The sequence below is a fragment of the Chitinophaga sp. SYP-B3965 genome, assembly GCF_009647655.1.
Lineage (GTDB): Bacteria > Bacteroidota > Bacteroidia > Chitinophagales > Chitinophagaceae > Chitinophaga.
Genome location: NZ_WJFD01000001.1, coordinates 1,037,971 through 1,063,511 on the forward strand (window position 1 = coordinate 1,037,971; position 25,541 = coordinate 1,063,511).

Genomic DNA, 25,541 nt, shown 5'->3' on the forward strand with positions numbered 1-25,541 from the left:
ATAGTTCGTTTTAATAAAGCTTTACAGGGAGATTCTTGCACCTATGTTCCAGGTCCTGAATTGAGGATAGGAATTACCCGTTTCACTGGCGGATTCAGGGTCCCAGTTCAGCATCTTGTCCCATGTGATGAGATTGGTACCATTCACGAATAACCGTGCGCTCGTGATCCTTGCCCTGGAGAGCAGGGATTTAGACAGGTTGTATCCTATTTCCACATTTTTCAAACGCACATAGTTGCGGGTGTATAACCAATAGGTGGATTTCTGGTGGTTATTGGTGTTCTCGCTTGGGTGCAGTCTTGGGTAAGTAGCTTTATCCCATGAAGAAGGATCATTTGGATTGTACCTGCCCAGGTGATGTTCCATTACTTTACCTAATGCAAAGAATTCCCATACCGCATCTTCTTTAAAATACATATCTGCTCCGCCTGCGCCCTGGAACAATACGGTGATATCAAAGTTATTGTAGCTTGCACCTACGGTGATGCCATAGATGTATTGCGGTACTCTGCCTTTACCGATAGCGCCCACATCATAGCTGTCAATAATACCATCGCCGTTCAGGTCTTTATAGCGGATGTCTCCCGGGTATACCACACCAAAAGAAGGAATGGCCACATCTTTCTTCAGCACAGGGAATCCGCCTTCCAGCAGTAATTCGCCGCTTCCATCCAGCTGGAAATCATTCCGGGAATACAGACCAATATCTGTAAGGCCAAAGTGCTGGCCAATTTGTTTCCCTTCTATCCTTTGCCAATCGTATTTTTTACCTTCTTCATCGATCCTGTCTATCTTGTTACGGGCGTAGGTGAAGTTACCTTTGATGAAATAACCGAAGGTGCCGATCTTATCAGCATAACCCAGTTCCATATCAATTCCTTTGTTAGTCACCCTGCCGATGTTTTCAGGAGGAAGACCTTGTCCGTCTGTCCTGGTAGTACCTTGCGGGTTGTTCATACCAAATAATAAAGGAACGGAATAGGGGATGGCCAGGATGTCTCTGCGGTTTTCATTGAACACATCTACGGTAACAGATATTTTGCTGTCCATCATTTTGGCATCAAAACCAATATTTGATTTCTTGGCCCTTTCCCATGTTACATTACTGTTTCCCGGTTGGCCTTCAATGATACCGCGTTCTCCGGAAGGGTTCTCACCCCATACATATTTCCAGCCATCTGCATCCTGTGCATAGATGTAACGCTGCTCATATAAATAACTGAAGTTCCCGATCTGATCATTGCCTATCTCTCCATAGGAACCTCTTATTTTCAGGTAGTTTACAAAGTGGATATTGTCTTTCCAGAAGTGTTCTTCTGATGGTACCCAGCCTGCTGATACGGCAGGGAAAAATCCATACCGTTTGCTGGCATCAAATTGTTTGGAGCCATTGTACCCGGCATTCACCTCAAATAAATATTTGTTCTTGTATGCATAGGTAGCACGGCCTACCCAACCTAAATATCCGGTGGGTATCCTGCCTTCATCAAAATACTGGCTCTGCTGATAGAGTAACATACCGGTAACGGCGTGATCTCCAAAGCTGCGGTTATAGTTCAATGCGCCTTCAAAAGAAACTCTCCGCCTGCCAGGCCCCTTACCGGTTGATATAGAAATTTCGGAAGGAGTTCCGGTAGAGCGGTAATCACCAAAGCGGGTGTATTCATACATTTGAGGTTTCTCTACAATGTCCCGGCGGCTTTCATAGTTACTGTTGAAGCCCATGAGAGACCGGAAGGATAATCCTTTCAGGATCTTGCTCATGTCCTGCTTGATGGTGAAAGCACCTTCCAGCACATTGGTATTCCGTTCGCGGTTCCCAAATTCTGAAAGCAATGCAAAAGGAGAGAGGCGTGATTCATCAGAACGGCCACCTATGCTTCCATCCGGATTTATATATGGCACCCAGTTGGGGGGTAACCTGCGGAGTTTGTCAAACAGGTCCTCTCCAAAGTTTGGCTGTTTCCTTACTTCAAATCTACCAGTAAGGTCCACACCGATCTTCAGGGTGGGGTTCACGGTAAAGTCCAGGTTGGAACGGAAACTAAACCGTTCGTAATTGGAGTTGGTAGGATATTGTGCGTTAGGGAATTCTTTGTAGATCCCTTCCTGGTGCAAGTAGTTGGCAGATATAAAATAAGCCAGCACTTCATTTCCGCCTCTTACGTTCACATTGGTCATTTGCTGCCAGGAAGCATCCTTTACAAAGTCATTGTAGTAATCATTGTTCGGATGCGTATAAGGTGAATTGTTCAGCCTGTAATGTTCCAGATCGCTGGCAGAATATTCTACCGGTTTTCCTTCATTGGTCAATGCTTCATTGGTCAATAAGGCAAAGTTGTAAGAGTCCAGGTATTTTGGTGTGCGGATAGCTTGCTGCGCAGCTGCCTGTGTGGAGAGGCTTAATACCGGTCTTCCTTTTGCACCGCGTTTAGTGGTGATGAGGATCACACCGTTTGCGCCACGTACACCATATACTGCAGTGGCAGATGCATCTTTCAGCACAGAAAATGTTTCAATGTCTATCGGGTCTATCTGCCGCCATTCTCTTTCCAAACCGTCTACCAGCACCAGTGGTGCGGTAGTATTGGTAGTAGCCATACCACGGATGAAGATCTCTGCATTGTCACCACCCGGTTTACCGGAACCCATGATCGTTACCACACCGGATACACGGCCCGCGATGGCATTGGTGAGGTTAGGGGTGGAAGATTGTTGCAGCTCTTCGGACTTCACCTGGGAAATAGCGCCTACTACGCTGGCTTTCTTCTGCGTGCCATATCCTACTACCACCACGTCTCCGAGTTTGGTAGCGTCTGAATTTAAAGTGATGTGAACGATAGACTGACCTTTGATGGGCAGTTCCTGTGTTACATATCCTATATAAGATATTTGAAGTACAGGGCTGGCGCCGGTAAGGGTTAATTTGAATTCTCCCTTCGGGTCTGTGATAGCGCGGTTGGTGGTGCCTTTTTCCATGACGTTGGCACCGATCAGTATTTCGCCATCACTATCCACCACCTTACCGGTGATGATCTTTCCCTGTGCAAATAACTGCGGCAGGGATGAGAGGAAAAGCAGGGCAATTAATAATATTTTTTTCATCCTTGAAGATTTTAATTGTAAGAACTGTATGCTTACCAGCCCGGATTTTGTTTCATGTTAGGGTTCCGGTTCACTTCTGTTTGCGGAATAGGGAAGAAGTAATGTTTGGTTTCAAACACTTTGTTTTCCACTACTACATCCGGCTTATACGTTAAAGTGCCATTGGTAGCCCTGATGATCTGGCAGCCTTTGATGAACTTCGGCAATTGTTCGATGATCATCCATCTGCGCACATCATAATACCGGTGATCTTCAAAAGCCAGTTCTATACGTCTTTCATTACGGATAAATTCACGCAGTGTTTCTTTGGTTAAAGACAATCCCCTGTTAGTGAGAGAGATCTCTACGGTGGGCATACCTGCACGCGCTCTGATGAGATTTATTGCTGCTACGGCAGTCATTGGGTTCGTAGCGCCGGGTGCGGTGTAACCAGGCCCGCCTACTTCGTTGGCTGCTTCAGCAAGGTTCAGCAATACTTCCGCGTAACGGAAATACATCCAGTTGTGATACACTGTACCCGTGGCCTGCGCCGGATTTGCGTTGACGTAGTCCATGAACTTCATCAGGTAATAAGAGGTTTCACTCTTTGCCAGTCCTGTTGCATTTTCTCCGCCGTCGTAAGTGGAGAAGGTATAATTGGTTTTGTTGGCAAACTTGGTATATTTAGCGCCGTTATAGATAATGCTGGCATAGAAACGCGGATCTCTTTTCAGGTAAGGGTCTTTTGCCTGTGTGGTATTTGCCCAGCTGAAAACAGTACCGTTATCCATTTCATAAGCATCTACGAGGTCCTGCGAAGGGCAGGTACCACCTTTTGCATTGGTGAAGCCGGCGGGGAAATTATCATTTTCCGTATCCCTGTTGGGTGTTCTTAAACGTGCGAAGATCAATTCCTTGTTACCGGTGCCTGCACCCCATGCCGTGAACAATGTCTGGTAGTTCGTCTGGCCGTTTGTGCCTGGTTTGTATAACTGATACCAGTTGAGGTCCACTACATCCTGTGCTGCTTTAGCGGCAAGTTCCCAGCGGGTAGCGTCTGCATTTCCATAAGAAGTAAGACTGTCATTACCCGCACGGTTATACAAGGGGCTGGCTGCATATAATAATGCTTTTGCTTTTAGCGCCATGCAGGTGCCACGATCTATACGGCCCACTTCATTGGCCTCTGTGTAGGGATCATTTGGGAGCAGGGCAATTGCTTCGTCGCAGGAACTGACGATGAAGTCTATCACAGACTTTACGGAGTTCCTGGGGGCTAACACATCATCAGATGCTTCAAAAGATTTGTCTACAATAGGAATGCCACCCCATTTCTGAAAGAGGAACCAATGCTGGAATGCCCTGATCATAATGGCTTCTCCTTTGAACCTGTTCCTGAACCGCTCACTGGTGGTAGTAGGAAGCAGGTGTGCATTCTTTATGGCCGTATTGGCTTTCCGGTTGCCATGATAACCACCCCATTTCAACCAGGAACCTATTTCTCCGGCGCCGTCACTGGCACGGTAATACCGCATGTTGGAGGGGTTCCAGTTACCGGCACTCATGCGTTGCGCGGCAGATGGTGTTGTTTTATTGGTAGAAATATGCATGGCTTCATCTGTAGCAGATGCGAGCATGGCATTGCCATCCAGCCAGTTATAACTGGCGGATACTTCTGCCGGCATATCTGTGTAAGCATTGTTGATAAAGTATTCCGCGCGGGCAGAATCGGAGAATACATCTTCCGCGGATTTAAACTCCACAGGCACCACAAATAAGGGGCGTTTACAACTGAATATTACTCCTGCTGACAGTGCAGCTATTGAAAATATCAAAGTAGACTTCTTCATGATAATAAGTTTAGAATGTTACGTTTAAGCCGCCATTGAGAATGCGCTGGATCGGGTATACCACATAATGGCTTGAACGCGCTTCCGTGTCCATCAGATCAGTAGATTGTGATGTGAGCAGGTTATAACCGTTCACATAGAAACGGATCTTTTCGATCCTTATCCGGGAAGTCAGATCAGAAGGCAGGGTGTAACCGATCTCCATAGATTTCAGTCTTACCAGTGCACCATCTGTTAACCAGTAAGTAGAGGTCCGCTGGTTATTGGCTTTATTGCTCAGTGATAAACGCGGGTAAGTGGCATTGTCCCAGCTGGCAGGATCTCCGGGATTGAACCGGCCAAGGTGATGTTCCCGCACGGTACCGTTATCATGGAATTCCCAGACAGCTTCGCCGGTGAGTGTTTGCTGTGTACCGCTCTGGCCGGTGATCAGCACGCTCATATCAAAACCTTTGTATTTTAATCCAAGGCTTCCGCCGTATTGGAGGGTAGGCATATTGCCCTGTCCAATGTAAACTTCGTCGTAAGCATCTATCTGGTTGTCTCCATTCTGGTCTTTATATTTTATATCTCCGGGTTTTACTACACCGAATGTTTGTTTGGGACTTGCATCGATGTCTGCCTGATCACGGAAAAGACCCAGGTCCTGTAATCCGAAGATGGCATCCAGTGGCCGGCCTGTGCGGGCCTGGTAAGCGAAACGTTGTGTTTCTTCTCCTCTGTCTATTACCTTGTTCGTAGCCTGGGATATCATACCGTTGATAGAAAATTCCAGCTTACCGATCCTGTCTGTATATCCTAAGGATGCATCAAAACCTTTATTCTCTATGATACCAATGGGGAAATCCGGGAAGCGGATACCCATGAGGTTTGGCAGAGAAGGCTGGATCATGATATCCTGGTTGCGCTCATGGAAATAATCGAAGGTGAGGTTCACTTTGTTCTTTATCAGCACTGCGTCTATTCCTATGTTTGTTTTCTTCACTTTTTCCCAGGTAACATTATCTAACGCAAATGCGTTTTCATTCCATCCGGGATAGGCGATGGAAGTATAACCAAAGTTCACACCGCCGGAAGAGGAGTATTTCTGGTACCAGAGGAAATATCCACCCAGGTCATCATTACCGGTGATACCGTAGGAGCCCCTGAGCTTCAGGAAATTCACCCACTTATTATCCTTCAGGAAATTCTCTTCTGTCAATACCCAGCCTAATGAAACGGCAGGGAAAAAGCCGTATTTATCGCTGGCCAGCAATTGCTCGGAACCCATGTAACCAAAATTGAATTCCGCCAGGTAACGCTTGTTGTAAGCATAAGCTACTCTGCCGTTTGAACCCAGGTATGCTCTGGGAACGTTCCCATCATTCTCATTGGAAAGAATACGCTGCGTTAGGGCTACGTAAGCGGAAACCGAATGGCGCCCAAATTCACGGTCATAGTTCAGCGAGGCATCTGTATTAAAGATCCGCTGGGTGGTGAGGTATTCTATGCCGGAGGACATTTGTGTATCGGAACCCGTTTCCACATATTTGATATTGCCATTTGGCAGGTATTCCACATTGCCGCTGGCCTGGCGCAGGTCATATACTTTGAAGCTTTTGCTGCGGTTGGTGTTCTGATCATACCAGCTGTCAAAGGCTACATTGGCTTTAATGGTGAGGCCTGGCGTGATAAAATCAAGATCATGTTTTGCCCTTAAAGTGGCAAACATGCTGCGCACATAATAGAGGGAGTACCCCTGTTCATTCAGTAAACCGTATGGATTGTCTTTGAAGTCCTTTGTGCCTCCCATTTTACCATCCGGGGTAAATACCGGGAAAGCGTTGGGTGGAGTTTTGTATAAGGAGCGGAATACACGGAGGGAAGCATCCGTTCTTGCGCCCGGATAGGTGCGTTGTTCCTGTCTTCCGGCAATGTCCAGTGAAAGGGAGAACCGTTTGTTCACGGTAATATCCACGTTGGAGCGGAGGGTGATCAGGTTGAAATCAGCGTTGGTATTGTAAGTATTGGCGCTTTTGTCCACTTTATACAAACCGGAGTTATCTGTGTACCCCGCGGAGATAAAGTATTTAGCGTTCTTACTGCCACCGTTTATATTTAAGCTGTACCGTTGCTGTACAGTGGAAGGATTCACGTATTGATCATACCAGTTGATGCTGGGGTAGAGGTAACGGTCCAGGTCATTTTCATAAATTCCCTGGGCAGCTTTCTCGTATTTGGCCAGATCTGCGGCATTGTATTTAGGCGCAGCTCCGTCGTTGGTCAGCGCTTCATTGTAAAGCGTGGCGTACTGGAAGGAATTGAGCAGTTTTGGTTTGGTGGTAGGGGCTTTGAGGCCGGCCCTGGCGTTGAGGGAAACTTTGATCTTACCTTCCTGCCCGCGTTTAGTGGTAACGAGGATAATGCCATTACCACCGCGTAAGCCATATTGTGCCGTGGCGGCAGCATCTTTTAAAACAGTGATCGTTTCTATTTCGTTAGGATCCAGCTGGTCCATGCTCCTTTCATAGCCATCCACCAGTACAATGGGAGCATTGTTCCTGAAGGTGCGTTTGCCGCGGATAAGGAAAGAAGCGCCCTCATCACCAGGTTCCCCGTTATTCTGCATCACAAAAAGCCCTGGCAGCAGGCCCTGGATCCTGTTCTCGTTATTGATCACAGGATTGTTTTCTATGGGTTGCCCATTGATCTGTGAATAGGCACCTGTTACATTGTGCTTCAGCAGGCGTCCGTTATAAACAGTGTTGATGTAAACGCTGTCTTTGTTTTTGCGGCTTGTATCAGATGGCATATTTTCCGTGGAAGCCAGCACAGGGAGATACAACAGGCAGGGAACAACTCCAAAGAGGTGCCGCAGGTTGAACAGGGCACTAATGAAGCGCGGTTTCCGCATTCTTACATTTTCCATAACGTTAATAATTCAAGATTAAAAATCAGGATCAGCAGGCACAGGAATTTACATCTCTGTGCAAACTGCACATAGCTCTTATTTTGCTTTGGAATGCCAGAAGACTATCCTTTCCGGCCGGAAAAGGAAGCTACGCATGCGGTTTGGCCGCATCCGGTTTACTGTACATTTTAAAGGATTGGTCTGTTTACTGCAGGCAATTGATTCTAATTATTCTGGTTTTAGTTTAAACGTGGACACTATTAAGTGTAATTTAGACGTGTAACTTATAAAAAAGAATTAGTGTTTTAGTAATTTTGCCCATTTATTTACGGAAACGTTTCCGTTAAAAGGGATGAACGGTAATTGGAAGTACCAACTAATAGTTATATATTAATAGGTGGATTCAAAACATGAGTAAAGTCAATATCAAACAACTGGCCAAGGAGTTAAACTTATCCATTTCTACAGTATCACGTGCATTGAGGGACAGTTACGAGATTAGCGCTGACACCAAAAAGAAGGTTTTTGCCTTAGCGAAACAATTAAACTATCAACCTAATCCCAATGCAAGCGGTTTAAGGGGGCAAAAGACAAAAACGATTGCCGTTGTTATTCCGGAAATGGTGAATGATTTTTTTTCTCTTGTAATTGGCGGAATAGAAAAAGTAGCCCAGGAACAGGGTTATTACTTACTCTTTTATTTTACGCACGGTGATTATGATCTGGAGGTTTCCTTTATCAATACACTGGCAAATGGGAGAGTGGACGGGGTATTATTATCCATGTCCAGGGAAAACCATGATAACAGTCACTTGCTGGAACTGAATAAGAACGGCATTCCGCTGGTGCTGTTTGACCGGGTGAGCGAAAACCTGGACAATGTAAAGGTGACTTCCGATAATTATGACAGTGCCATCACTGCTACCCGCCATCTGATAGATGCGGGCTGCAAAAAGATCGCCTACCTGCAGGTGCATAAGAATATTTCCATAGGGAAGATCAGGATGAATGGATACCTGGAGGCATTGCGCCCTAAAGGGCAAACGCCGCTGATGGTGGAATGCAGCAATGAGAATGAGGAGACTTTCGAGATCATTGAAAAAATGCTGCTAAATGAAAAACCGGACGGGATCTTTGCTTCTGTGGAAAAACTGGCAGTGATCTGTTACAGGGTGTGTGAGAAGATCAATCTGCGGATCCCGCGGGATATCAAGATCATCAGCTTCTCCAATTTGCAGACGGCTTCTCTCCTGAATCCCTCTTTAACCACCATCACACAACCTGCTTTTGATATCGGGGAAACCGCCGCAAAAGAGTTGTTGGATATCATCCATAAGAAAAGCAAGTCTGCTTCCCGGGATAAACACGTTATTTTAAAATCATTGTTCATTAAGAGGAAATCTACTTCTGCTTTATATTAGGTTAGGAGTTTCTCTTTTCTCCCACCTGCTGGCGCCACATGGCATAATACAAACCTTTCTGTTCCAGCAGTTCAGTATGAGAGCCGGTTTCAGACACTTTTCCTTTCTCCAGCACATAGATCACATCTGCGTGCATGATGGTAGAGAGGCGGTGGGCGATGAGGATGGTGATCTGCTCTTTGCGTAAGGAAACGTCGCGGATGGTATTGGTGATATCTTCTTCCGTTAAAGAGTCCAGTGCGGAAGTAGCTTCATCAAAAATGAGCAGCCTTGGATTACGTAACAATGCACGTGCAATAGAGATGCGTTGCTTTTCTCCGCCGGATAATTTCATGCCGCTTTCGCCCAACATGGTATTGATGCCCTTTTCTGAGCGGGATAATAAACCGGTGCAGGCCGCTTTATTCAATGCATCAACGATCTCTTCATCTGTGGCATCTGATTTTACAAACAGCAGGTTCTCTTTGATCGTACCTGCAAAGAGCTGCGTATCCTGTGTAACAAAACCTATCTGCCTGCGCAGCACGTTGTAACGGATCTCTTCCGAAGGGATCTCATTGAACAGGATAGCCCCGCCCACCGGCCGGTAGAGGCCTACCAGTAATTTAACCAGAGTAGATTTTCCCGACCCGGAAGGGCCAACGAAAGCAATGGTTTCGCCCAGTCCTAAATTAAAAGATACCTCGTCTATCGCATTTGTTTTGGCTGTTTTATGTTTGAAGACCACTTTATCAAAACGGATGTTTTGCAAAGGGCCTATTTCTACAGGCGCATCCGGCCTCCTTTCAACAGGGCGGTGCATCAGCTGATCAAAATTGTAGATAGAGGCTTCTACTTCGCGGTAGTTGAGGATGATATTGCCGAGGTCCTGTAATGGCCCGAATATAGCTGTTGAAATGAACTGCATGCTGATCAGTTCCCCGGTGCTTAATACCTGGCGGAAGATGAGCCAGAGTAAGATGAATAAGATGGATTGTTTTAAGAGGTTCAGTGTGATGCCCTGCAGAAAGGAAAGCGTGCGTACCCGTTTTGTTTTCATCATTTCCAGGTCATAGATCTTCTGGGTCTGGAGCTTCAACCTGCGCACTTCAGGGAAAGTAAGCCCAAGGCTTTTCACCAGTTCTATATTCCGCAACGATTCCGTAATAACGCCTGACATTTCATTTGTTTCCTTATTGATAGACCGCTGTACTGTTTTGATCTTCTTGCTTAACAAACCTGTTAATGACCCCAGCACCGCAATGCCAACAACGAATACAGGTACCAGCATCCAGTTCCTGGTAATGGAATACCAGATGAGGAAACCCATGCCCACAATGGAGGAGAAGAGGATATTGATGAAGGAGTTAACGAACTTCTCCGTATCTGTTTTTACTTTTTGCAGGATAGATAATGTTTCTCCGCTGCGCTGCTCTTCAAATTCCTGGAAGGAGAGGCGGAGTGTTTGCTTTAGCCCGTCGTTGAAGATCTGCATGCCGAAGCGCTGCACGGCCAGGCGCGTGAAATACTCCTGCAGGGCCTTTGTAAGGATAGCAGCTACGGCCACGCCTATAGCGATCGCTAAGAGGTACAATACACCGTTGATCAGTTCCTGCTGCGGCAGGTTGCCTGGGTTGGTGGCATAGTTATCAATGATCTTCCCAAAAATGACAGGATCAATGAGGCTGAGCAATTGCGCAATGGCGGCCAGCAAAAGCGCTAAGGCCACCCACCATTTCTGCTGTTTAAAGTACTTCCAGAGGATATGCATATGTAAAATGATATTCCCATCAATATAATAAAAAACAGCTTTACATTTGGGAATCAATTATATACGGCCTTGACATTTGAAAGAAAATACCGGTTATTTGTAAAAAGAATAGCCTGTGATCACCCGCTTTTTGTTATGCCTTTATCTGTGTATGTTATCGGAAACCTCATTTGCTAATGATGGTTTTCGTTTTCGTTACATAGATCTGCCTAATGCTTTGCGGGAGGGAAACATCAAAGACCTGGAAATTGACCGCCACGGTCTTTTATGGATCAGCACCAGCCGTGGCCTCCACCGGTACGACGGGAACCGCCTGCTCACCTTTGACCTGGTGAGCCAGCCTGCCATCATCAATATTGCTATTACCCGGCTGTATGCGGACAGATCTGATAACTTATGGGTAGGCACCCAAAGCGGCATTACTAAATTCAACCTGAAGAACTGGACCACTACACAGATCAATCAAAAAAGCAAACCCGGGCAGCCTGCGAGGAGTTTATTTGTAAAAGAATTTTACGAAGCAAAGGACGGTACCATCTATACCGGTTCCAACGATGCTAAAATATACCGCATAGAAAAAGATCAACTGATATTGGTAGCAGACCTGGGAAAGATTAACCCTAATTCCGCGGGTCTATCCTCTATTGATATGATCCGCGAAATGGAAGGAGAGCAGTTACTGGTTAGTTGCAACGGAAGACTGGTTACGCTTAAAAAAGAGAACGGTGCTTTTGCGGTAGACCATTATTATCCCATGCCGGAGATAGAGGGGCAAATTGGCAAGGAGGTTTTTTATCATCCTTCGGGTAAAGCCATTTTTTATGTGGAAGGGCGGGGTGTATATACTTTAAACCTGCACACACATAAAGTAGCGCTGCTGCCTTATGCGGCAAAAGATAGTGTTGCTGCTGAAGACAGGGCTTACCTGTTCCCCCTGCCCAATAACCAGGTGGGCATCTTTTTTAACAACCGTGGCTTTTTCTCTTATGATGTTAACAATGCAGCCGCAGCGGCCTATGCACCCGGCCTGGTAGACTATTTTAAGAACATCAGGGTAAGGTATATCCGGGAAAATAAGGGTAAACTTTATTTCGGTTTTCATAAAGGGATTGCCGAAGTACAACAGGTGCATTCCCCATTTGAAAATGCGCTGGGCACTCCTTCTATTGAGACGTCTCCATTAAGTATCAGAAGTATTTACAGGCATCCGGATGGTATGTTCTATATCGGTTCCTACAAAGATGGTTTTTCCCGTTTGGATGAAAGAACAGGTGAGCGGCAGATCCTCTCTAAGAAGATTGTGTATACATCCCTGCCATGGACGAAGGACCGTTTGTTACTGGCTACTGAGGGAGATGGATTACAGTGGTTTGATGTGAAGGAACAAAAGTTATTTCCGCTGGTTATAGATACAACGAATGTGCCTTTTGATAAACGCATGCACAACCGGTATTTGATCTGCCTTGCCAGGGAGAATGATTCCATGGTATGGGTTGGTAGTTATTTTGGCGTATACCTGTTAAATGTAAAGACGGGTGTTTCTCAAAACATCTTTTCAGGTGCAGCAGGAGAGATCCTGCATCAATCCAAAGTGTATGATATATTGATCCATGGAAATAAAAGATACTTTGCCACACTGGAAGGCATCTTTACGTATACACCTGAAAACGGTAAGTTAATACGCCTCTTTGAAGATACAGACCCTGCTTATGCCGGAGGCGATTTCTACTGTATAGAACCTGTAGCGCAGGAGTTCTGGGCAGGTACGAACGGAAGGGGCATCCTGGTGTTTGATGAACAGGGAAAGGTGCTCCGGGAAATAAATGTGAACAATGGCCTTGCAGGAAATGCGGTGTACACGTTGATCAAACAGGGGGAGGAGGTAATTGTGGGAACAGATCAGGGATTGAGTTTGATCAATATCCGCGATAAACATATCCGCAATTACACCCGGCTGGATCATCTGCCTTCCAATGAATTCAATCATTCTGCCTTCATGACTTATCAGGATCGTATATTCCTTGGTACGTTAAATGGTATTACTTCTTTTACGATCAAAGACCTGAAGGCTTATAAACCTGCCGATACATTACTGGTATCTCTTTGCTTTACGGATTTCACCACCGGTACTAAAAGTACATTGCTGCATGATTTTACCATGCCGTATCATCCTTCTTCTGCCATAGAGATCAATCCTGAAGTGCAGTATTTTTCCCTGCGTTTTGGCGGGGTTGATAATGCCATAGAGCAGTTGCATTATTATTATCGCTTAACGGATGAAACAGCATGGCAGGAGATAGGGCGCCAGCATGAAATGAGTTTCGTGGGGCTTGCACCGGGAGATTATAAACTGGAGCTCGCAGCGTTACTGCCGGGAGAAAAGGAATACAAAGCGATTATGTCCATCGCACTGATCGTGAACCCTGCTTATTATCAGACCTGGTGGTTCCGTAGCCTCGTATTGATAGCACTGCTGGGTTTGGGCTGGCTCATCTTCCGTTACCGGATGCAGGAAGTGATCAGGGAGCAACAGCTGAGAACAAAGATTGCCGGCGATCTGCATGATGAAGTGGGCAGTTCCCTTACGCGCATTTATTTCCAGGCAGACAGGTTGAGCACACAAACAGGAGATGCCGCATCCCTGCAAAAGATCGCGGCCTCGAGCAAAGATGCGTTGAGTACAATGAGTGATATGGTGTGGTCAATAGATTCGCGGTTTGATACGGCGGCGGACCTTGTTTCGCGTATAAAGGATCACCTGATGAACCTCCAAAATGACCTGGACCTTACCTGTTCGCTCACACTACGGGGAGATTATGCTGCGCGTTCATTGAGCCAGATGGTAAGGCAGAACTTCTTCCTGATCTTTAAGGAGGCCGTGAATAATGCCGCGCGTTATGCCAGCGAGCCGCATATGAAGATAACGCTTGCATTTGAAGAGCAGATCTTACTACAGGTGAGTAATGCATATGATGCGGGCAAAGTGAAAATGAAAAACTACCAGGGGGGCCAGGGATTACATCATATGCAGTTAAGGACAGAGAAAATGAAAGGAACGCTCACGGTAGATGTACAAGAACATGAATACAGCGTCTGTTTAAGGGTGCCTGCTTAAAATATTTTCTTTGAGCAAGCCCCCCAAAGTAGGGATAACACTTATTCACTTATATTATCATCTTTGTTTCATGGTATGTTTAGGAATTATAGAAGACGATGCGGAGATCAGGAATACACTCGTTGATTTTTTCAATGATCAGCCGGGATTTACCTGTGTAATATCCGCCGGTACGGTAGAAGCTTTTATGCATGCCTGGGAAATCGATAAACACCTGGATATTGTACTATCAGACATTGGCCTGCCCGGTGAATCAGGCATTGCAGGTGTTAGCCAGATAAAGAAACGATCTCCCCATTGCCAGGTAGTAATGCTCACGGTATATGATGATCCGGACAGGATATTCCAGGCCTTATGTGCCGGCGCTACCGGTTATTTGCTGAAACAAACACCCTTATTAAAAATAAAAGAAGGCCTGCTTTCGCTGAACGAAGGAGGGGCACCTATGTCACCCGGAATTGCCCGTAAAGTAGTCGCTTATTTTAATCCTAAAACGCCGGATACGATCCCTTTAAAGATCACACCGAGGGAAGCGCAAGTGGTGCAGGCTATTGAAGAAGGGCTGACCAATAAAGAAGTGGCTATCCGCCTGGGTATTTCACTGGAAACGGTTAAATCCCATATCAAAAGTATCTATCAGAAGCTGGAAGTGAATAGCCGCCATGCTATTATACGTGGTAAATACTGATCCTCCCCCAAAGTAGGGATACCCCCTTAACTTTTAATCTCCTTTCTTTACAACGACATATTGTGAAGACCCTATCTATGTGACTCAATCTATACAGCTAATATCCTATATCCCTTACCTGATGAAACAACGGTAATGCAAAGTGGCCCGGGCAACTCTATCTGCCCGGGCTATTACCTGAAATATTATTGGGCAGCAGTAGTGATAGCTTCAGATAAAGAAGCCGCATCATAACCACCATTGTATTTAGCACCGTTGATAAAGAAAGAAGGGGTACCATTCACACCGCTGCGCACACCACTTTCAAAGGAAGCGTCTACTTTTTCAGCCAGTGATACATCTTCACTGTCTGCTTCAAAAGTTTTTAGATCCAGTTTTAATTTACCGGCAAACTTTACGAATGCTTCAGGGCTTAACTGATCCTGGTGTTCGAAGATCATATCATGCATCTCCCAAAACTTACCCTGCCTTGACGCCGCTTCTGCGGCCATCGCTGCGGGGATGGCCATAGGGTGTGAATTGGATAAGGGGAAATGCCGGAAGATGAGGCGGAATGTTTCACCATGCAGCTGTTGCAACTGTTTTAGAATGGGATGTGCTGCGCCACAATGCGGGCACTGAAAATCACCATACTCCACTAAAGTAACAGGCGCATCAGGGGGACCTTGTGCATGATCGTCCTTATTGACTACCGGGGTAAGTTTAGCCATGATCGTTATTTTTGGGTGATGGTCTCAAGGGCTTCTATGATCCCGTCTGCTCCGGGGTTAATGCCGATAGGAGAGAGATAATGCCAGCGGACGATGCCTTCTCCGTCGATGACATATAATCCTCTTTCGCATTGCCCTTCTTTGGCATCATATACATCGTATTTTTTCGCTACGGCGCCTTTGGGTTCAAAGTCAGACAAGAGGGGGAAATGCAACTTTCTGTCCTGCGAATAGGCAGTATGGCTCCACGCACTGTCCACAGAAATACCCAATATTTGTGCATCGTACTTTTTGAAGATGGACAACATCTCGTTATACAACGCCATTTGATCACCGCAAACAGGGCTCCAGTCCGCAGGGTAGAAAGCCAGGATCACATTTTTTCCTTTAAAATCCTGTAATGATACTTTTTGATCGGGTGTGCAAAAGAGAGAAAAGTCAGGAGCTTGTGTTCCGATAGATAACATGCAGCACATTTTATTAAGCGTGAACAATAATAGCCTTTCAAATATAGGCCTTTTTTATACCCTGCTGCAAACCAGCAACAGTAACAACTGTTAATTTACCTAACGTTAACCGCATCTCCCTTGTTCAGCATACCTAAAAATAAACTTTGTTATGGCAAACAACCCGGTTGTGATCCTCACCATTGATGGTGGAGGGATCAGAGGTATTATACCTGCTTATGTCCTTACCCAATTTGAAAAGCTGACAGGCAAACCCTGTCATCAGCTATTTGATATTATTGGCGGAACATCCACAGGTGGTATTTTGTCGGCAGGCTTAACAACGCCCAACACGCAAGTATCAAATTTCATTCCATTTACCGCAGCCGCGCTTTTGTCCATTTACCAGACGCTTGGCAGCAGGATATTTGTTAAGCAGGACATAGGAGAGAGCTGTGCCGATTATTATGCGGATGATGGTAAAGGAAATGGTGTGGAAGTTTTTCTGCAAAAGATAATCGGGCCCACCATCACACTGTCTGCCGCACAGAAAGCGGTGAGCAGTATAAAAGGTAACAGGGTGCAGCAGATGTTTACCACCGGGTATATTGTGAACAGTAAAGGAGGGACGGTCAAAGATCCTGTTCAGGGAGCAGACTACGGCCCTGTTCTTTTTAACTGGAAGGATGCCATCAGCAATCCGCTTGCCTGTGATTACCGTGTATGGGAGGCTGCAAGGGCTACCAGCGCTGCGCCGGTATATTTCCCCGTTGCACAGGTAGGTGGGGGAGTGAGCCCCAGGTCTAATACCCCGGAGAAGTGGGTGGTAGATGGTGGTACCATGTCTAACAACCCGGCTATCTGGGCTTTCACGGAAGCATTCAAATTGGGGGCTCAGCGCCTCAGTGATATCACCATCATTTCTTTGGGGACGGGTGTATATCGTGGGGCAAATGGGGTGGGGATACATACGAATGCCTGGCCCGATTATTTTGATAACGGTAACTGGGATAGCGGACCCTGGATGGGAGATATGGATGATCTTGAAGGTTTCAATGCAGATGGCAGTTTGCTCACGATCATCCTGGAAGCGGTGCAGCAGGTGTCCAATTCACAATTGACTGCTTTGGTAAAAGGAGGTTTGAATTATTACAGGCTGGAACCGGTTATCACACAGTGTGAATCTGCCATGGACGATATTACCACTCCGAATATTTCCCGCCTTACAGATCGTGCCATGAGTTATGTGCAGAATGAAGGAAAACCTGTTTTCGATAAGGTGATCAGTATATTGAAAGGATTATAAACAATATGGGCTGTTCATTGGTGTGAACAGCCCATATAAGCGTTTGCCGCGCAGTAAAGGGCGGAATGTTTCTTTATTTTGAGAGAGGTTTATTGCTTTGCAATTGCCGCGCAGCAAAGAGCGGAACATTTCTTTATTTTGAGAGAGATTATTGCTTTGCAATAATCTCTGCTAAATTCTTTGCCACCATCGCGTTGCCTTCTTTTGTAAGATGCACGCCGTCTGAAGTAAGGCTGCCTTTCTCCTTGTTCTCGGTATTATGCTGAAGATTGTAATCCATGAATAATTTGCGGAGATCGCATAAGGGTAATTTTGTGTCTGTGCTGATCTTGCGGATCACGTCGCTGAACTTTGTGAGATCTGCATCCTGGGCATTTTCCCCGTCTTTCTTTTCTCCAATTACCGCTGGGGTACAGAGGATCAGTTTAGCACCATTGGCTGTTATCTTTTTGATGAGTGCACGATAGAACTTTTCGAATTTATCCAGGTCTGTTCCGGTACCATGTGAGGTTTTGTGCCACACATCATTTACGCCGATATAGATCACTACAATATCCGGGTGTTTATTGAGTACATCGTCTTCCATGCGCAGGTAAAGATCGTAGACCTTGTTGCCACCGATACCGGCACCGATCAGATCATATCCATCTGCAGGCAGCATGGTTTTCATCTGTGTAATATATCCTTCCGGACCAACCCCGGCCTGCGTGATAGAATCGCCAAAGAAGATCACTTTTTTCTTTTTGGCAGGTGCAAAAGAGAATAAAGCGAGTGCACTGCAAACGAGGAACATTGATGATAGTCTTTTCATTGAATTGATAAATTTGTAAAAAAGTACGCATTATCAATTTATGATCAAAGCATAATTTCTTTAAACGATAGATTTCACAAGTCCGCCGTCTGCACGTAAGGCCGCGCCATTGGTAGCGGAAGAGAGCGGGCTGGCTACATAAGTAACGAGATTGGCTATTTCAGCTACATCCGCAAAACGTTGAATAAGAGAGGAAGGGCGCATGGTTTTAAAGAAATCCTTCTCTGCTTCTTCCGGTGTGACCTGTTTGCTGATAGCTACCTGTTTAATAAATTCTACCACACCTTCAGATTTTGTAGGGCCAGGCATCACGGTGTTCACGGTTACATTCGTGTTCTTTGTGAGTTCGGCCAATCCGCGGCTGATAGACAGCTGTGCTGTTTTGGTCATGCCGTAATGGATCATTTCTTCCGGTATCATTACGGCTGATTCACTGGAGATGAAGATGATCCTGCCCCAGTTCTGTTTCAGCATGGGCTGGAAGTAGTGGCGGGATAAGCGTACGCCGCTTAATACATTCACTTCAAAGAAACGGAGCCATTCTTCGTCTGTGATCTCTTCAAAAGGCCTGGGTTCAAAGATCCCTGCGTTGTTCACGAGGATATCCACCACCGGCACCTTTTCGATCAGTTTATTTACATCTGCTACTTTTGAAAAATCTGCGGCCACTCCGGATACGGTAGCGCCGGGCACTTGTTGTTTGAGTTTTTCCACTGCTTCCTGCACCCTTTCTTCCGTTCTGCCATTAATAACCACGGAAGCGCCTTCCTTTAACAACTGTAATGCGATGGCAAAACCTATTCCTTGCGTAGAGCCACTGATAAAAGCCGTTTTTCCTTTTAATTGTAAATCCATCTTAATGTGTTTTAATCGGATACAAATGTCAGTACTATTCTGGTATAAATAATATAGTATGTCTTATGGATATCTATAAATAAAATTATAGATCATTAATAACTATCAGAAGCTCCTCCGCCACCGCCTGTTCCTCCGCCAAATTTGAAGCTTTCGTCCCGTTGGGGAGTGGCGCTCATGGTTTGGGCGATCACCAGGGATTCCAGCTGTATGGCGCCTTCTTCGGTCTGCTCTTCCTCATAGGTGAAACCGTGTTTGGGCTGCTTCAGGTACTGGATCACCCCATAAGCCAGTCCGATCATGAGGATGCCACCTATTGTCATGGCGCCTTCAATGGGCATGATGCTATGGTAATAACGGACGGTGAATACGATGGCTCCCACCAGTACAAGGCCTGTACGGATCAGGATGCTGTCCTTTTTGCGGATGCCCATGATGATATAGATAATAGGAATGATAGCCGTAAAAGTCCAGAAAATAAAAGCTCCGGGGATACTATCTTCCGGTGTCAGCTGCATGCCGAACATTTCATTGCCCACTTCTCTCACTACGAAGTAATTACCACCAATGTACAGGGTGACCAGGGAGGCGATAGAGACTAAGTTCAGGCAGTTGAAATAGGGGCGGTTGGTTGCTTTTTTAGATAAGCGTGTTACTGCCAGGTATACCAGCAGGGAAGCGATCATCACTACAAAAGGCATGATCAGTTTGGCGATGGGGCCTAATTTATAGGTGATGTAAAACAGCACACTCAGCAACCCTATAAAGGAGACTACGGCCATGAGGCTGTCCAGGAAGCGTAGTGCAAAGAAACCTCCCAGTAAAAACACCAGTACATATAAAGCTACGTTATCAAAATTCCCGTCGCTCAGCAGCAGAAATCCTGTTAGCATCAAACCGCCTGCCATCCACATTAATGCTTCATCTACCCCGGCACCGAAATGTTTTTTCTCCTTCACAATGAGTTCCAGGCAGCCATAACAAACCAATGCAAAAAAGATGGAGATGCCGCCGAAGGTTTCTTCACTAAGGCTGCTGGCCATGATCAGCGATATCAACCCCAGAGAGAAAATACCCACCACTACCGTAGCCAGGAATAAACCGATGCGGATAAAGATATTGGGTGTATATAATCCGGTAGGATATTGTGCTTTTATGTTTTTATTCTCTTCTTTCGTGATGCATTCTTTTAAGCAGGCATCTTTAGCATCCTGCTGGATCCAGCTATTCTCCAGGTCTGTTTTATTATAGGCTATCATGATGCTTCAGTTTTTTATTGAGATTAACGAGGAATACGGCAACACCAATGCCGGAACCGATGAAATAAAAGAGGCCGAGATAGATGCCTTCTATTGAACTGTTGGTAAGCAGCAGCCATACAACAACATAGCTAAGTCCTACGTAAGCATAAAGGATCGTGATCAGTAAAAAATAAAAGGAGCGGTTCTTTAATGCCATGAAATAGATGGCTGTGGCCACACCAGCCAGCAGCAGGAACCAGAGGAAGTAGGTTGCATCGAATACAAATAATGCAGACAATAATGCGATGAATAAAATATGCACACCAAAGTTGTGATAGGTAAAAGAGAAATGCTGTTTGATGTTCCGCTTCGTACTGAGCAAACCTGCTGCAATCAGGATCACGCCTAAGAGCAAACCGGTATAGATCAGGCGGTGGCTGCTGAAATCATTTTGTGAGAAGATATGATAAGGTGTGATAGAAACACCCAGCCATGCGGCAAAGTTGGTGATGGCTAAACTCAATACCCCGATATGATCAAAGTAATACGCACTGAAGAATAATACGATCATGGGGAAGAAAGCCGCCAGGCCATACCGGGTGCCGAAAACATTATACTGCGCCTGCATGTAAGTGATGAAGGTCACGAACAGTAAACAACCCAGCAATACGATGTAATCGAAAAAGCCATTGGGGGAGAGCGTTTTGTTCCAGGAGAATGCTGGTTTATGCCGTTTGGCGTAGTAAAAACAGCCCAGGCAAACGGCGGCAATGGCAAATAAAATAGCCTGGTGCCCGATGGTATCGATATTCTTGTAAATGAGGATGCCCAGGCCACCGCTGAGTAACAATACACCCAGGTATAACAGGGTCTTTAGTTCCCAATGCAGGGAAAAGAGCCCTGGTGTTTTTACTTTTTGGAGTGATCCGGGAGAAATGAGTCCTTCTTCCGAAAGTTTTTCAAACAATTGTACGTTCATAATTTCCTTAATATGGCGAAATATAGGACAATTTAGGATTCCTTTCATCCTGAAATGGTAACCCTGATCACATTTTTGCAGGAATGATGGGGCAGGCTGTTTAGATTACGGTATAAAACCTAACTGCTTATGAAGAAATTAACCTTGATCACCATTTGCCTGACGTGGTGCGTTACAACATTATTTGCGCAATCTTCTTTAAACATCCCTCACCAGGGCGGCAATAAAAAAGCCTCGGTTTCAGAGCGGATCGGCCTCACTGAAATTACTATCCAATACGACCGGCCGGGGGTAAAAGGCCGTGAGGGAAAGGTATGGGGGCAGCTTGTTCATGTTGGCTTTGTAAACCCTGGTTTTGGCAGCAGTAAATCAGCTCCCTGGCGGGCAGGTGCCAATGAGAACACCACCATTGAATTCACCAGCGATGTGAAGATCGAAGGGCAGCCTTTGGCTAAAGGTAAGTATGGCTTTTTTATTGCGTATGGGCCTGAGGAGAGTACCCTTATTTTTTCTAAGAATGCCAGTTCCTGGGGGCATTATTTTTATGATGAAAAAGAAGATGTTCTGCGGGTAAAAGTAAAACCGGTGGCATTGGATAAGAGTGTGGAATGGCTGAAGTATGAATTCCTGAATGAAACGGATAACTCGGCTACTATTGGCCTGGAGTGGGAAAAGCTGATGATCCCTTTCAAAGTGGAAGTGAACCTGGTGGAAGATCAGCTGGCATCTATCCGGAAAGAATTGCGGTCTGAGAAAGGATTTATGTGGGAGAGCTGGAATCATGCTGCGCAGTATTGTTTGGAGCACAATACTAATTTGAATGAAGCGCTGCTGTGGGCGGATACAGCAACAGGATCTAATTTTGGCGGGGAGAAGAGTTTTGCTGCCTGGAGTACAAAGGCGATGGTGCTTTCTAAACTGGGGCAGGAGGGGCAGGCTGCGGAGATCATGAAGAAAGCGCTTCCTTTAGGTAGTATGAATGACATCCACCAATATGGCCGTCAGTTGCTGGGGCAGAAAAAGAGCAAAGAAGCGCTGGAGGTGTTTAAGATGAATGCTGCTGCTCATCCCAATGATTATACTACGCTGATGGGATTAACGCGTGGTTATTCTGGTGTGGGGGATTATAAGAATGCGCTGAAGTTTGCTACACAGGCAATGGCTGCGGCTCCTGGTGCAGATGCTCAAAAGCAGTTGCAGCAGCATATTACGAAGTTGAAGGAAGGGAAGGATATTAATTAGTATGCTGAGAAATTGGCCTGCGGCAGCAAGGATTGAAGTTCTTTTTTATTTTGATGGGGGGATTCTTTTATTGATGATACCTCTTTTTTATTATAAGGAATTGGCCTGCGGCAGCAAGGATTGAAGTTCTTTTTATTTTGATGGGGGGATTCTTTTATTGATGATACCTCTTTTTTATTATAAGGAATTGGCCTGCGGCAGCAAGGATTGAGGTCTTTTTTATTTTGAAGGGGGTATTCTTATATTGAATACCCCCTTTCTTTTATTGAAGAGTTTCTTTTTTACACTATAAAAAAACAAACACAATCAATCAATACTTCAACGTCCCAAATACTCCATTTTTGTAATCAGCAATGGCTTGTTCTACTTCTTCCGCTGTATTCATTACAAAATTATCTTTCGCAGCTACTGGTTCATCTATTGGTTCTGCGGAGAGGAACAGGATGCCTGCATCTTCCAGGGCGGTGATGATGATCTCATCATTTTCCTTTTCAAAAACGATCAGGTTATGGAAGGGAACAGATTCCTGGTCATTGGCTGCGATGCTGCCTTTGGAAACATATAATAAGGCCTGGTAACCGGGTGTTGCATCGATCTTTACTGTTTTCCCTTTTTGAATGGTGCCGATAATGGCAATGATAGGCGTAAAGCTTTTCATGGGGCTTTTTTTGCCTTCATATTCCCCACTGGCTAGTCTTAATTGTACACCTTCCTGTTCCAGTACTGTTGGTAACTGATCTTTTACGGCAGACTGGTAATATGGATCATCCCATTTATTGGCTTTGGGCACATTCACCCAGATCTGGATGAATTCCTGGATGCCGCCTCTCTCTAAGAATTCTTTGGTGGGGCCTTCGCTGTGTAACAATCCTTTTCCGGCAAACATCCATTGAATGCCTCCCGCGGAAATGGTGCCGGAATGGCCGGCATTGTCCATATGATAACCTTCTCCCTGGATAGAGAAAGTAACGGGAGAAAATCCACGGTGGGGATGCGGGTGGATACGCATTTCCGATCCGGCTTTGATCTCTTCCGGTCCTATATGATGTATAACAATGAAGGGATTCGCAAATCTGAAATCTTTGTGCGGCAAAGGTTGTATCACTGTTTCTTCTTCTGTGATCTTCTTTTCCCGGCCTGATAATACATGCAGGATCGCTTTTTTCATATTAATTACTTTTTCTGGTAAACTCTCACATAATCAACAACAAACTTAGAAGGAATGTTTTCTGCAGGGATCTCTTCGCCGGCCTGTCCTAATGCCAGGTTGAGCAGCAGGAAGAAATTTTCCTGGAAGGGATTATTTCCCTGGTGTACATTGATTGTTTTGCTCATGTCCACATGGTTCAATTCTTTGCCATCTACGGATATGATCATTTTTTGTTCGTCCCATATCAGCTGCCATTCATGGAACTGCTCTGACCAGGCGGCGCCACCCATATCCGCCACCGGCCACTTTGCCTCATCCCAGGCAGAAGATTTTTCTCCTTCCCAGCAGGCATTGGCCAGCAGGTTACCCCGGTAGAATTCCATGATATCCACTTCACCGCAGGCAGGCCAGCGGGTAGAACCTCTTTTATTGCCCAGCATCCAGAAAGCAGGCCATTGACCTTTGCGGATGTCAATTTTAGCGCGCATGGTCACCTTTCCGTATTTGAAATCAAATTTACCTTTTGTGATCAGGCAGGCGGAGGTGTATTCCGCATATTCGCGGTTGCGCTGCCATTGTTTGCTGCTGGAATCGTAGCGGGTATTCTTTACCCTTTCCTTTTTTGCTTCGATCACCAGGAAGCCGCCTTTAACGCTGGCATTTTCCGGCTGATACCATTGTGGTTCATTGTTCCGGACAAAACCATGTTCGTAATCCCATTTGGCAGGATCGGGGGCGCCATCTTTATTAAACTCGTCTGCCCAGGTGAGGGTATAGTCATCTTCCATCGGAATAAAAGACGAAGCGGCCAGCGCCGCTAAAATGATAATGATATGTTTCATAGATAAAAGTCTTCTTCCAAATTTATATCTTTAACTGGATGAAAATGGATGTTTTTTCACTGATCGTGTTATTGGGTGCGCTGCAGGCTCTTTTCTTCAGCATTTACCTTTATTTTTCTCCTTCTGAGAATAAGATCCAAAAGCGATCGCTGGCCTTTTTCATATTTATATTAAGTTATAATGGTTTTGAAACACTGAACTGGAGTGCGCCTAATTTCAGGTACCAGGCCATCTTTGACCTGTTCCCTTTTGTGTTGATATATGGGCTGGGGCCTTCTATCTATTTATATATCCGTTCTTTTCGTACGGCTGTTACCATTCGTAAGGCCTGGCGGTATTATGTCTTCGTATTCGTAGCTTTTGTCGTACGGTTTGTTTTAGTGGTGATCTGGATATTGCAGGTGAACGGTAAGAGGAAGATCGTTAATGACCCCGGTGTGCTGATGTATTGGTATGGCACTATTGCGGAGCCGCTGAGTGTAATTGTCTTTACTGTTTTCTGGCTCCTGGCTATCCGTGAATACCGGCAGATCGAAGAAGAAGATAAGTTCACCCGCCGCTGGTTGAAAACCCTGTTGGCTGTGTGGGGTGTTTTTGCCCTGCTTTGGGTCGGCACGGTAGCATCGCCTTATATCTTTTCCATAGGAGATGAAATGTATTATGTGATAGAAGTGGCGCTGGTGATCTTTATTTATTGGATAGGGTATGCCGGTTACTACCGTACCCGGATCATTTATATTACCCAGCAGAAGAAAACCCAGTCTTATTTTGATAATTTACCTCCCGGGGAAGTAAATGGATCAATAGATGCTCTTCAACAGGCGATGGAGAAGGATAGATTATACCTGGACCCCGAACTGACCATTAATAGTTTAGCGGCACATATCGGTGTACCTCCCAAAACACTGTCCGCCGTTTTGAACCAGGGGCTGCAAAAAGGGTTTTCTGAATATGTGAATGCATGGCGGGTGGAAGCGGTGAAACAAATGATCCTTGATCCCGGGAACCGGCACATGACAATTACGGGTATTGCTTATGATTGCGGCTTCAATTCTCAGCCAACTTTTCAACGGGCATTTAAGGCCGTTACCGGGCAAACACCCCGCGATTTTATGCAAAACAGTAGTCAAATCCGGAATTGAATAGGCCACTGACGGGCTT

18 protein-coding genes are annotated in these 25,541 nt (G+C 45.5%); 6 read left to right on the forward strand and 12 right to left on the reverse strand.

What is annotated here, in order from left to right; translation table 11 throughout:
* Window positions 1–21: 21 nt before the first annotated feature.
* The 3 genes from GFS24_RS04035 to GFS24_RS04045 are packed head-to-tail and all read right to left on the reverse strand — an operon-like array spanning window position 22 to window position 7,842.
* The gene (locus GFS24_RS04035) at window positions 22–3,105 is read right to left on the reverse strand and encodes a TonB-dependent receptor (RefSeq protein WP_153658281.1); all 3,084 of its coding nucleotides are present in this window, start codon (window positions 3,103–3,105) and stop codon (window positions 22–24) included.
* Between the two features lie 32 nt (window positions 3,106–3,137).
* Window positions 3,138–4,934 (reverse strand): RagB/SusD family nutrient uptake outer membrane protein, encoded by a 1,797-nt coding sequence (locus tag GFS24_RS04040; protein WP_153658282.1) that lies wholly within the window; start codon window positions 4,932–4,934, stop codon window positions 3,138–3,140.
* A gap of 10 nt (window positions 4,935–4,944) precedes the next feature.
* Window positions 4,945–7,842, reverse strand: a complete 2,898-nt coding sequence (locus tag GFS24_RS04045) for a TonB-dependent receptor (protein ID WP_153658283.1) — start codon at window positions 7,840–7,842, stop codon at window positions 4,945–4,947.
* Between the two features lie 392 nt (window positions 7,843–8,234).
* Between GFS24_RS04045 and GFS24_RS04050 the strand changes: the two genes are divergently transcribed.
* Window positions 8,235–9,245, forward strand: a complete 1,011-nt coding sequence (locus GFS24_RS04050; RefSeq protein ID WP_153658284.1) for a LacI family DNA-binding transcriptional regulator — start codon at window positions 8,235–8,237, stop codon at window positions 9,243–9,245.
* Window position 9,246: 1 nt separating this feature from the next.
* Here GFS24_RS04050 and GFS24_RS04055 read toward each other — a convergent pair whose 3' ends face one another.
* Window positions 9,247–10,995 carry an ABC transporter ATP-binding protein gene (locus GFS24_RS04055; protein ID WP_153658285.1) on the reverse strand — a complete coding sequence of 583 codons (1,749 nt, stop codon included), beginning with the start codon at window positions 10,993–10,995 and terminating at the stop codon, window positions 9,247–9,249.
* 151 nt (window positions 10,996–11,146) lie between these two features.
* On the opposite strand from GFS24_RS04055, the gene GFS24_RS04060 reads away from it, so the two are divergent.
* Window positions 11,147–14,110, forward strand: coding sequence for a histidine kinase (locus tag GFS24_RS04060; protein ID WP_153658286.1), 2,964 nt, complete (start codon window positions 11,147–11,149; stop codon window positions 14,108–14,110).
* 70 nt (window positions 14,111–14,180) lie between these two features.
* Window positions 14,181–14,798: a response regulator transcription factor gene (locus GFS24_RS04065; RefSeq protein ID WP_153658287.1), complete on the forward strand. Its 618-nt coding sequence runs from the start codon at window positions 14,181–14,183 to the stop codon at window positions 14,796–14,798.
* Between the two features lie 185 nt (window positions 14,799–14,983).
* Here the strand turns inward: GFS24_RS04065 and GFS24_RS04070 are convergent, their stop codons facing one another.
* Both GFS24_RS04070 and GFS24_RS04075 read right to left on the reverse strand, forming a co-directional pair.
* Window positions 14,984–15,508 (reverse strand): DsbA family protein, encoded by a 525-nt coding sequence (locus tag GFS24_RS04070; RefSeq protein WP_153658288.1) that lies wholly within the window; start codon window positions 15,506–15,508, stop codon window positions 14,984–14,986.
* 5 nt (window positions 15,509–15,513) lie between these two features.
* The gene (locus GFS24_RS04075) at window positions 15,514–15,975 is read right to left on the reverse strand and encodes a redoxin domain-containing protein (protein ID WP_153658289.1); all 462 of its coding nucleotides are present in this window, start codon (window positions 15,973–15,975) and stop codon (window positions 15,514–15,516) included.
* Between the two features lie 151 nt (window positions 15,976–16,126).
* On the opposite strand from GFS24_RS04075, the gene GFS24_RS04080 reads away from it, so the two are divergent.
* Window positions 16,127–17,260, forward strand: coding sequence for a patatin-like phospholipase family protein (locus tag GFS24_RS04080; RefSeq protein WP_153658290.1), 1,134 nt, complete (start codon window positions 16,127–16,129; stop codon window positions 17,258–17,260).
* Window positions 17,261–17,408: 148 nt separating this feature from the next.
* Here GFS24_RS04080 and GFS24_RS04085 read toward each other — a convergent pair whose 3' ends face one another.
* The 4 genes from GFS24_RS04085 to GFS24_RS04100 form a co-directional block, all read right to left on the reverse strand.
* Window positions 17,409–18,071 (reverse strand): GDSL-type esterase/lipase family protein, encoded by a 663-nt coding sequence (locus GFS24_RS04085; protein ID WP_153658291.1) that lies wholly within the window; start codon window positions 18,069–18,071, stop codon window positions 17,409–17,411.
* 60 nt (window positions 18,072–18,131) lie between these two features.
* Window positions 18,132–18,926 carry an SDR family NAD(P)-dependent oxidoreductase gene (locus tag GFS24_RS04090; protein WP_153658292.1) on the reverse strand — a complete coding sequence of 265 codons (795 nt, stop codon included), beginning with the start codon at window positions 18,924–18,926 and terminating at the stop codon, window positions 18,132–18,134.
* 95 nt (window positions 18,927–19,021) lie between these two features.
* Window positions 19,022–20,185 (reverse strand): hypothetical protein, encoded by a 1,164-nt coding sequence (locus GFS24_RS04095; protein ID WP_153658293.1) that lies wholly within the window; start codon window positions 20,183–20,185, stop codon window positions 19,022–19,024.
* The gene (locus GFS24_RS04100; protein ID WP_153658294.1) at window positions 20,172–21,146 is read right to left on the reverse strand and encodes a DUF2157 domain-containing protein; all 975 of its coding nucleotides are present in this window, start codon (window positions 21,144–21,146) and stop codon (window positions 20,172–20,174) included. Before GFS24_RS04100 ends, GFS24_RS04095 begins: the two co-directional genes overlap by 14 nt.
* Window positions 21,147–21,275: 129 nt before the next feature.
* Between GFS24_RS04100 and GFS24_RS04105 the strand changes: the two genes are divergently transcribed.
* Window positions 21,276–22,388: a DUF2911 domain-containing protein gene (locus tag GFS24_RS04105; RefSeq protein ID WP_153658295.1), complete on the forward strand. Its 1,113-nt coding sequence runs from the start codon at window positions 21,276–21,278 to the stop codon at window positions 22,386–22,388.
* 310 nt (window positions 22,389–22,698) lie between these two features.
* Here GFS24_RS04105 and GFS24_RS04110 read toward each other — a convergent pair whose 3' ends face one another.
* Together GFS24_RS04110 and GFS24_RS04115 are read right to left on the reverse strand one after the other, a co-directional pair.
* Window positions 22,699–23,556 carry a pirin family protein gene (locus GFS24_RS04110; protein ID WP_153658296.1) on the reverse strand — a complete coding sequence of 286 codons (858 nt, stop codon included), beginning with the start codon at window positions 23,554–23,556 and terminating at the stop codon, window positions 22,699–22,701.
* A gap of 5 nt (window positions 23,557–23,561) precedes the next feature.
* A complete protein-coding gene (locus GFS24_RS04115) occupies window positions 23,562–24,380 on the reverse strand; it encodes a family 16 glycosylhydrolase (RefSeq protein WP_153658297.1) in 819 nt (272 codons plus the stop codon).
* A gap of 44 nt (window positions 24,381–24,424) precedes the next feature.
* On the opposite strand from GFS24_RS04115, the gene GFS24_RS04120 reads away from it, so the two are divergent.
* Window positions 24,425–25,522 carry an AraC family transcriptional regulator gene (locus GFS24_RS04120; RefSeq protein WP_173002964.1) on the forward strand — a complete coding sequence of 366 codons (1,098 nt, stop codon included), beginning with the start codon at window positions 24,425–24,427 and terminating at the stop codon, window positions 25,520–25,522.
* Window positions 25,523–25,541: the final 19 nt, after the last annotated feature.

Coding starts and splice junctions, on each gene's coding strand:
- GFS24_RS04040 (WP_153658282.1), bottom strand. CDS start 4,934: ATGAAGAAGTCTACTTTGATATTTTCAATAGCTGCACTGTCAGCAGGA.
- GFS24_RS04085 (WP_153658291.1), bottom strand. CDS start 18,071: ATGAAAAGACTATCATCAATGTTCCTCGTTTGCAGTGCACTCGCTTTA.
- GFS24_RS04065 (WP_153658287.1), top strand. CDS start 14,181: ATGGTATGTTTAGGAATTATAGAAGACGATGCGGAGATCAGGAATACA.
- GFS24_RS04075 (WP_153658289.1), bottom strand. CDS start 15,975: ATGTTATCTATCGGAACACAAGCTCCTGACTTTTCTCTCTTTTGCACA.
- GFS24_RS04050 (WP_153658284.1), top strand. CDS start 8,235: ATGAGTAAAGTCAATATCAAACAACTGGCCAAGGAGTTAAACTTATCC.
- GFS24_RS04110 (WP_153658296.1), bottom strand. CDS start 23,556: ATGAAAAAAGCGATCCTGCATGTATTATCAGGCCGGGAAAAGAAGATC.
- GFS24_RS04070 (WP_153658288.1), bottom strand. CDS start 15,508: ATGGCTAAACTTACCCCGGTAGTCAATAAGGACGATCATGCACAAGGT.
- GFS24_RS04055 (WP_153658285.1), bottom strand. CDS start 10,995: ATGCATATCCTCTGGAAGTACTTTAAACAGCAGAAATGGTGGGTGGCC.
- GFS24_RS04045 (WP_153658283.1), bottom strand. CDS start 7,842: ATGGAAAATGTAAGAATGCGGAAACCGCGCTTCATTAGTGCCCTGTTC.
- GFS24_RS04035 (WP_153658281.1), bottom strand. CDS start 3,105: ATGAAAAAAATATTATTAATTGCCCTGCTTTTCCTCTCATCCCTGCCG.
- GFS24_RS04115 (WP_153658297.1), bottom strand. CDS start 24,380: ATGAAACATATCATTATCATTTTAGCGGCGCTGGCCGCTTCGTCTTTT.
- GFS24_RS04120 (WP_173002964.1), top strand. CDS start 24,425: ATGGATGTTTTTTCACTGATCGTGTTATTGGGTGCGCTGCAGGCTCTT.
- GFS24_RS04080 (WP_153658290.1), top strand. CDS start 16,127: ATGGCAAACAACCCGGTTGTGATCCTCACCATTGATGGTGGAGGGATC.
- GFS24_RS04100 (WP_153658294.1), bottom strand. CDS start 21,146: ATGAACGTACAATTGTTTGAAAAACTTTCGGAAGAAGGACTCATTTCT.
- GFS24_RS04105 (WP_153658295.1), top strand. CDS start 21,276: ATGAAGAAATTAACCTTGATCACCATTTGCCTGACGTGGTGCGTTACA.
- GFS24_RS04090 (WP_153658292.1), bottom strand. CDS start 18,926: ATGGATTTACAATTAAAAGGAAAAACGGCTTTTATCAGTGGCTCTACG.
- GFS24_RS04095 (WP_153658293.1), bottom strand. CDS start 20,185: ATGATAGCCTATAATAAAACAGACCTGGAGAATAGCTGGATCCAGCAG.
- GFS24_RS04060 (WP_153658286.1), top strand. CDS start 11,147: ATGTTATCGGAAACCTCATTTGCTAATGATGGTTTTCGTTTTCGTTAC.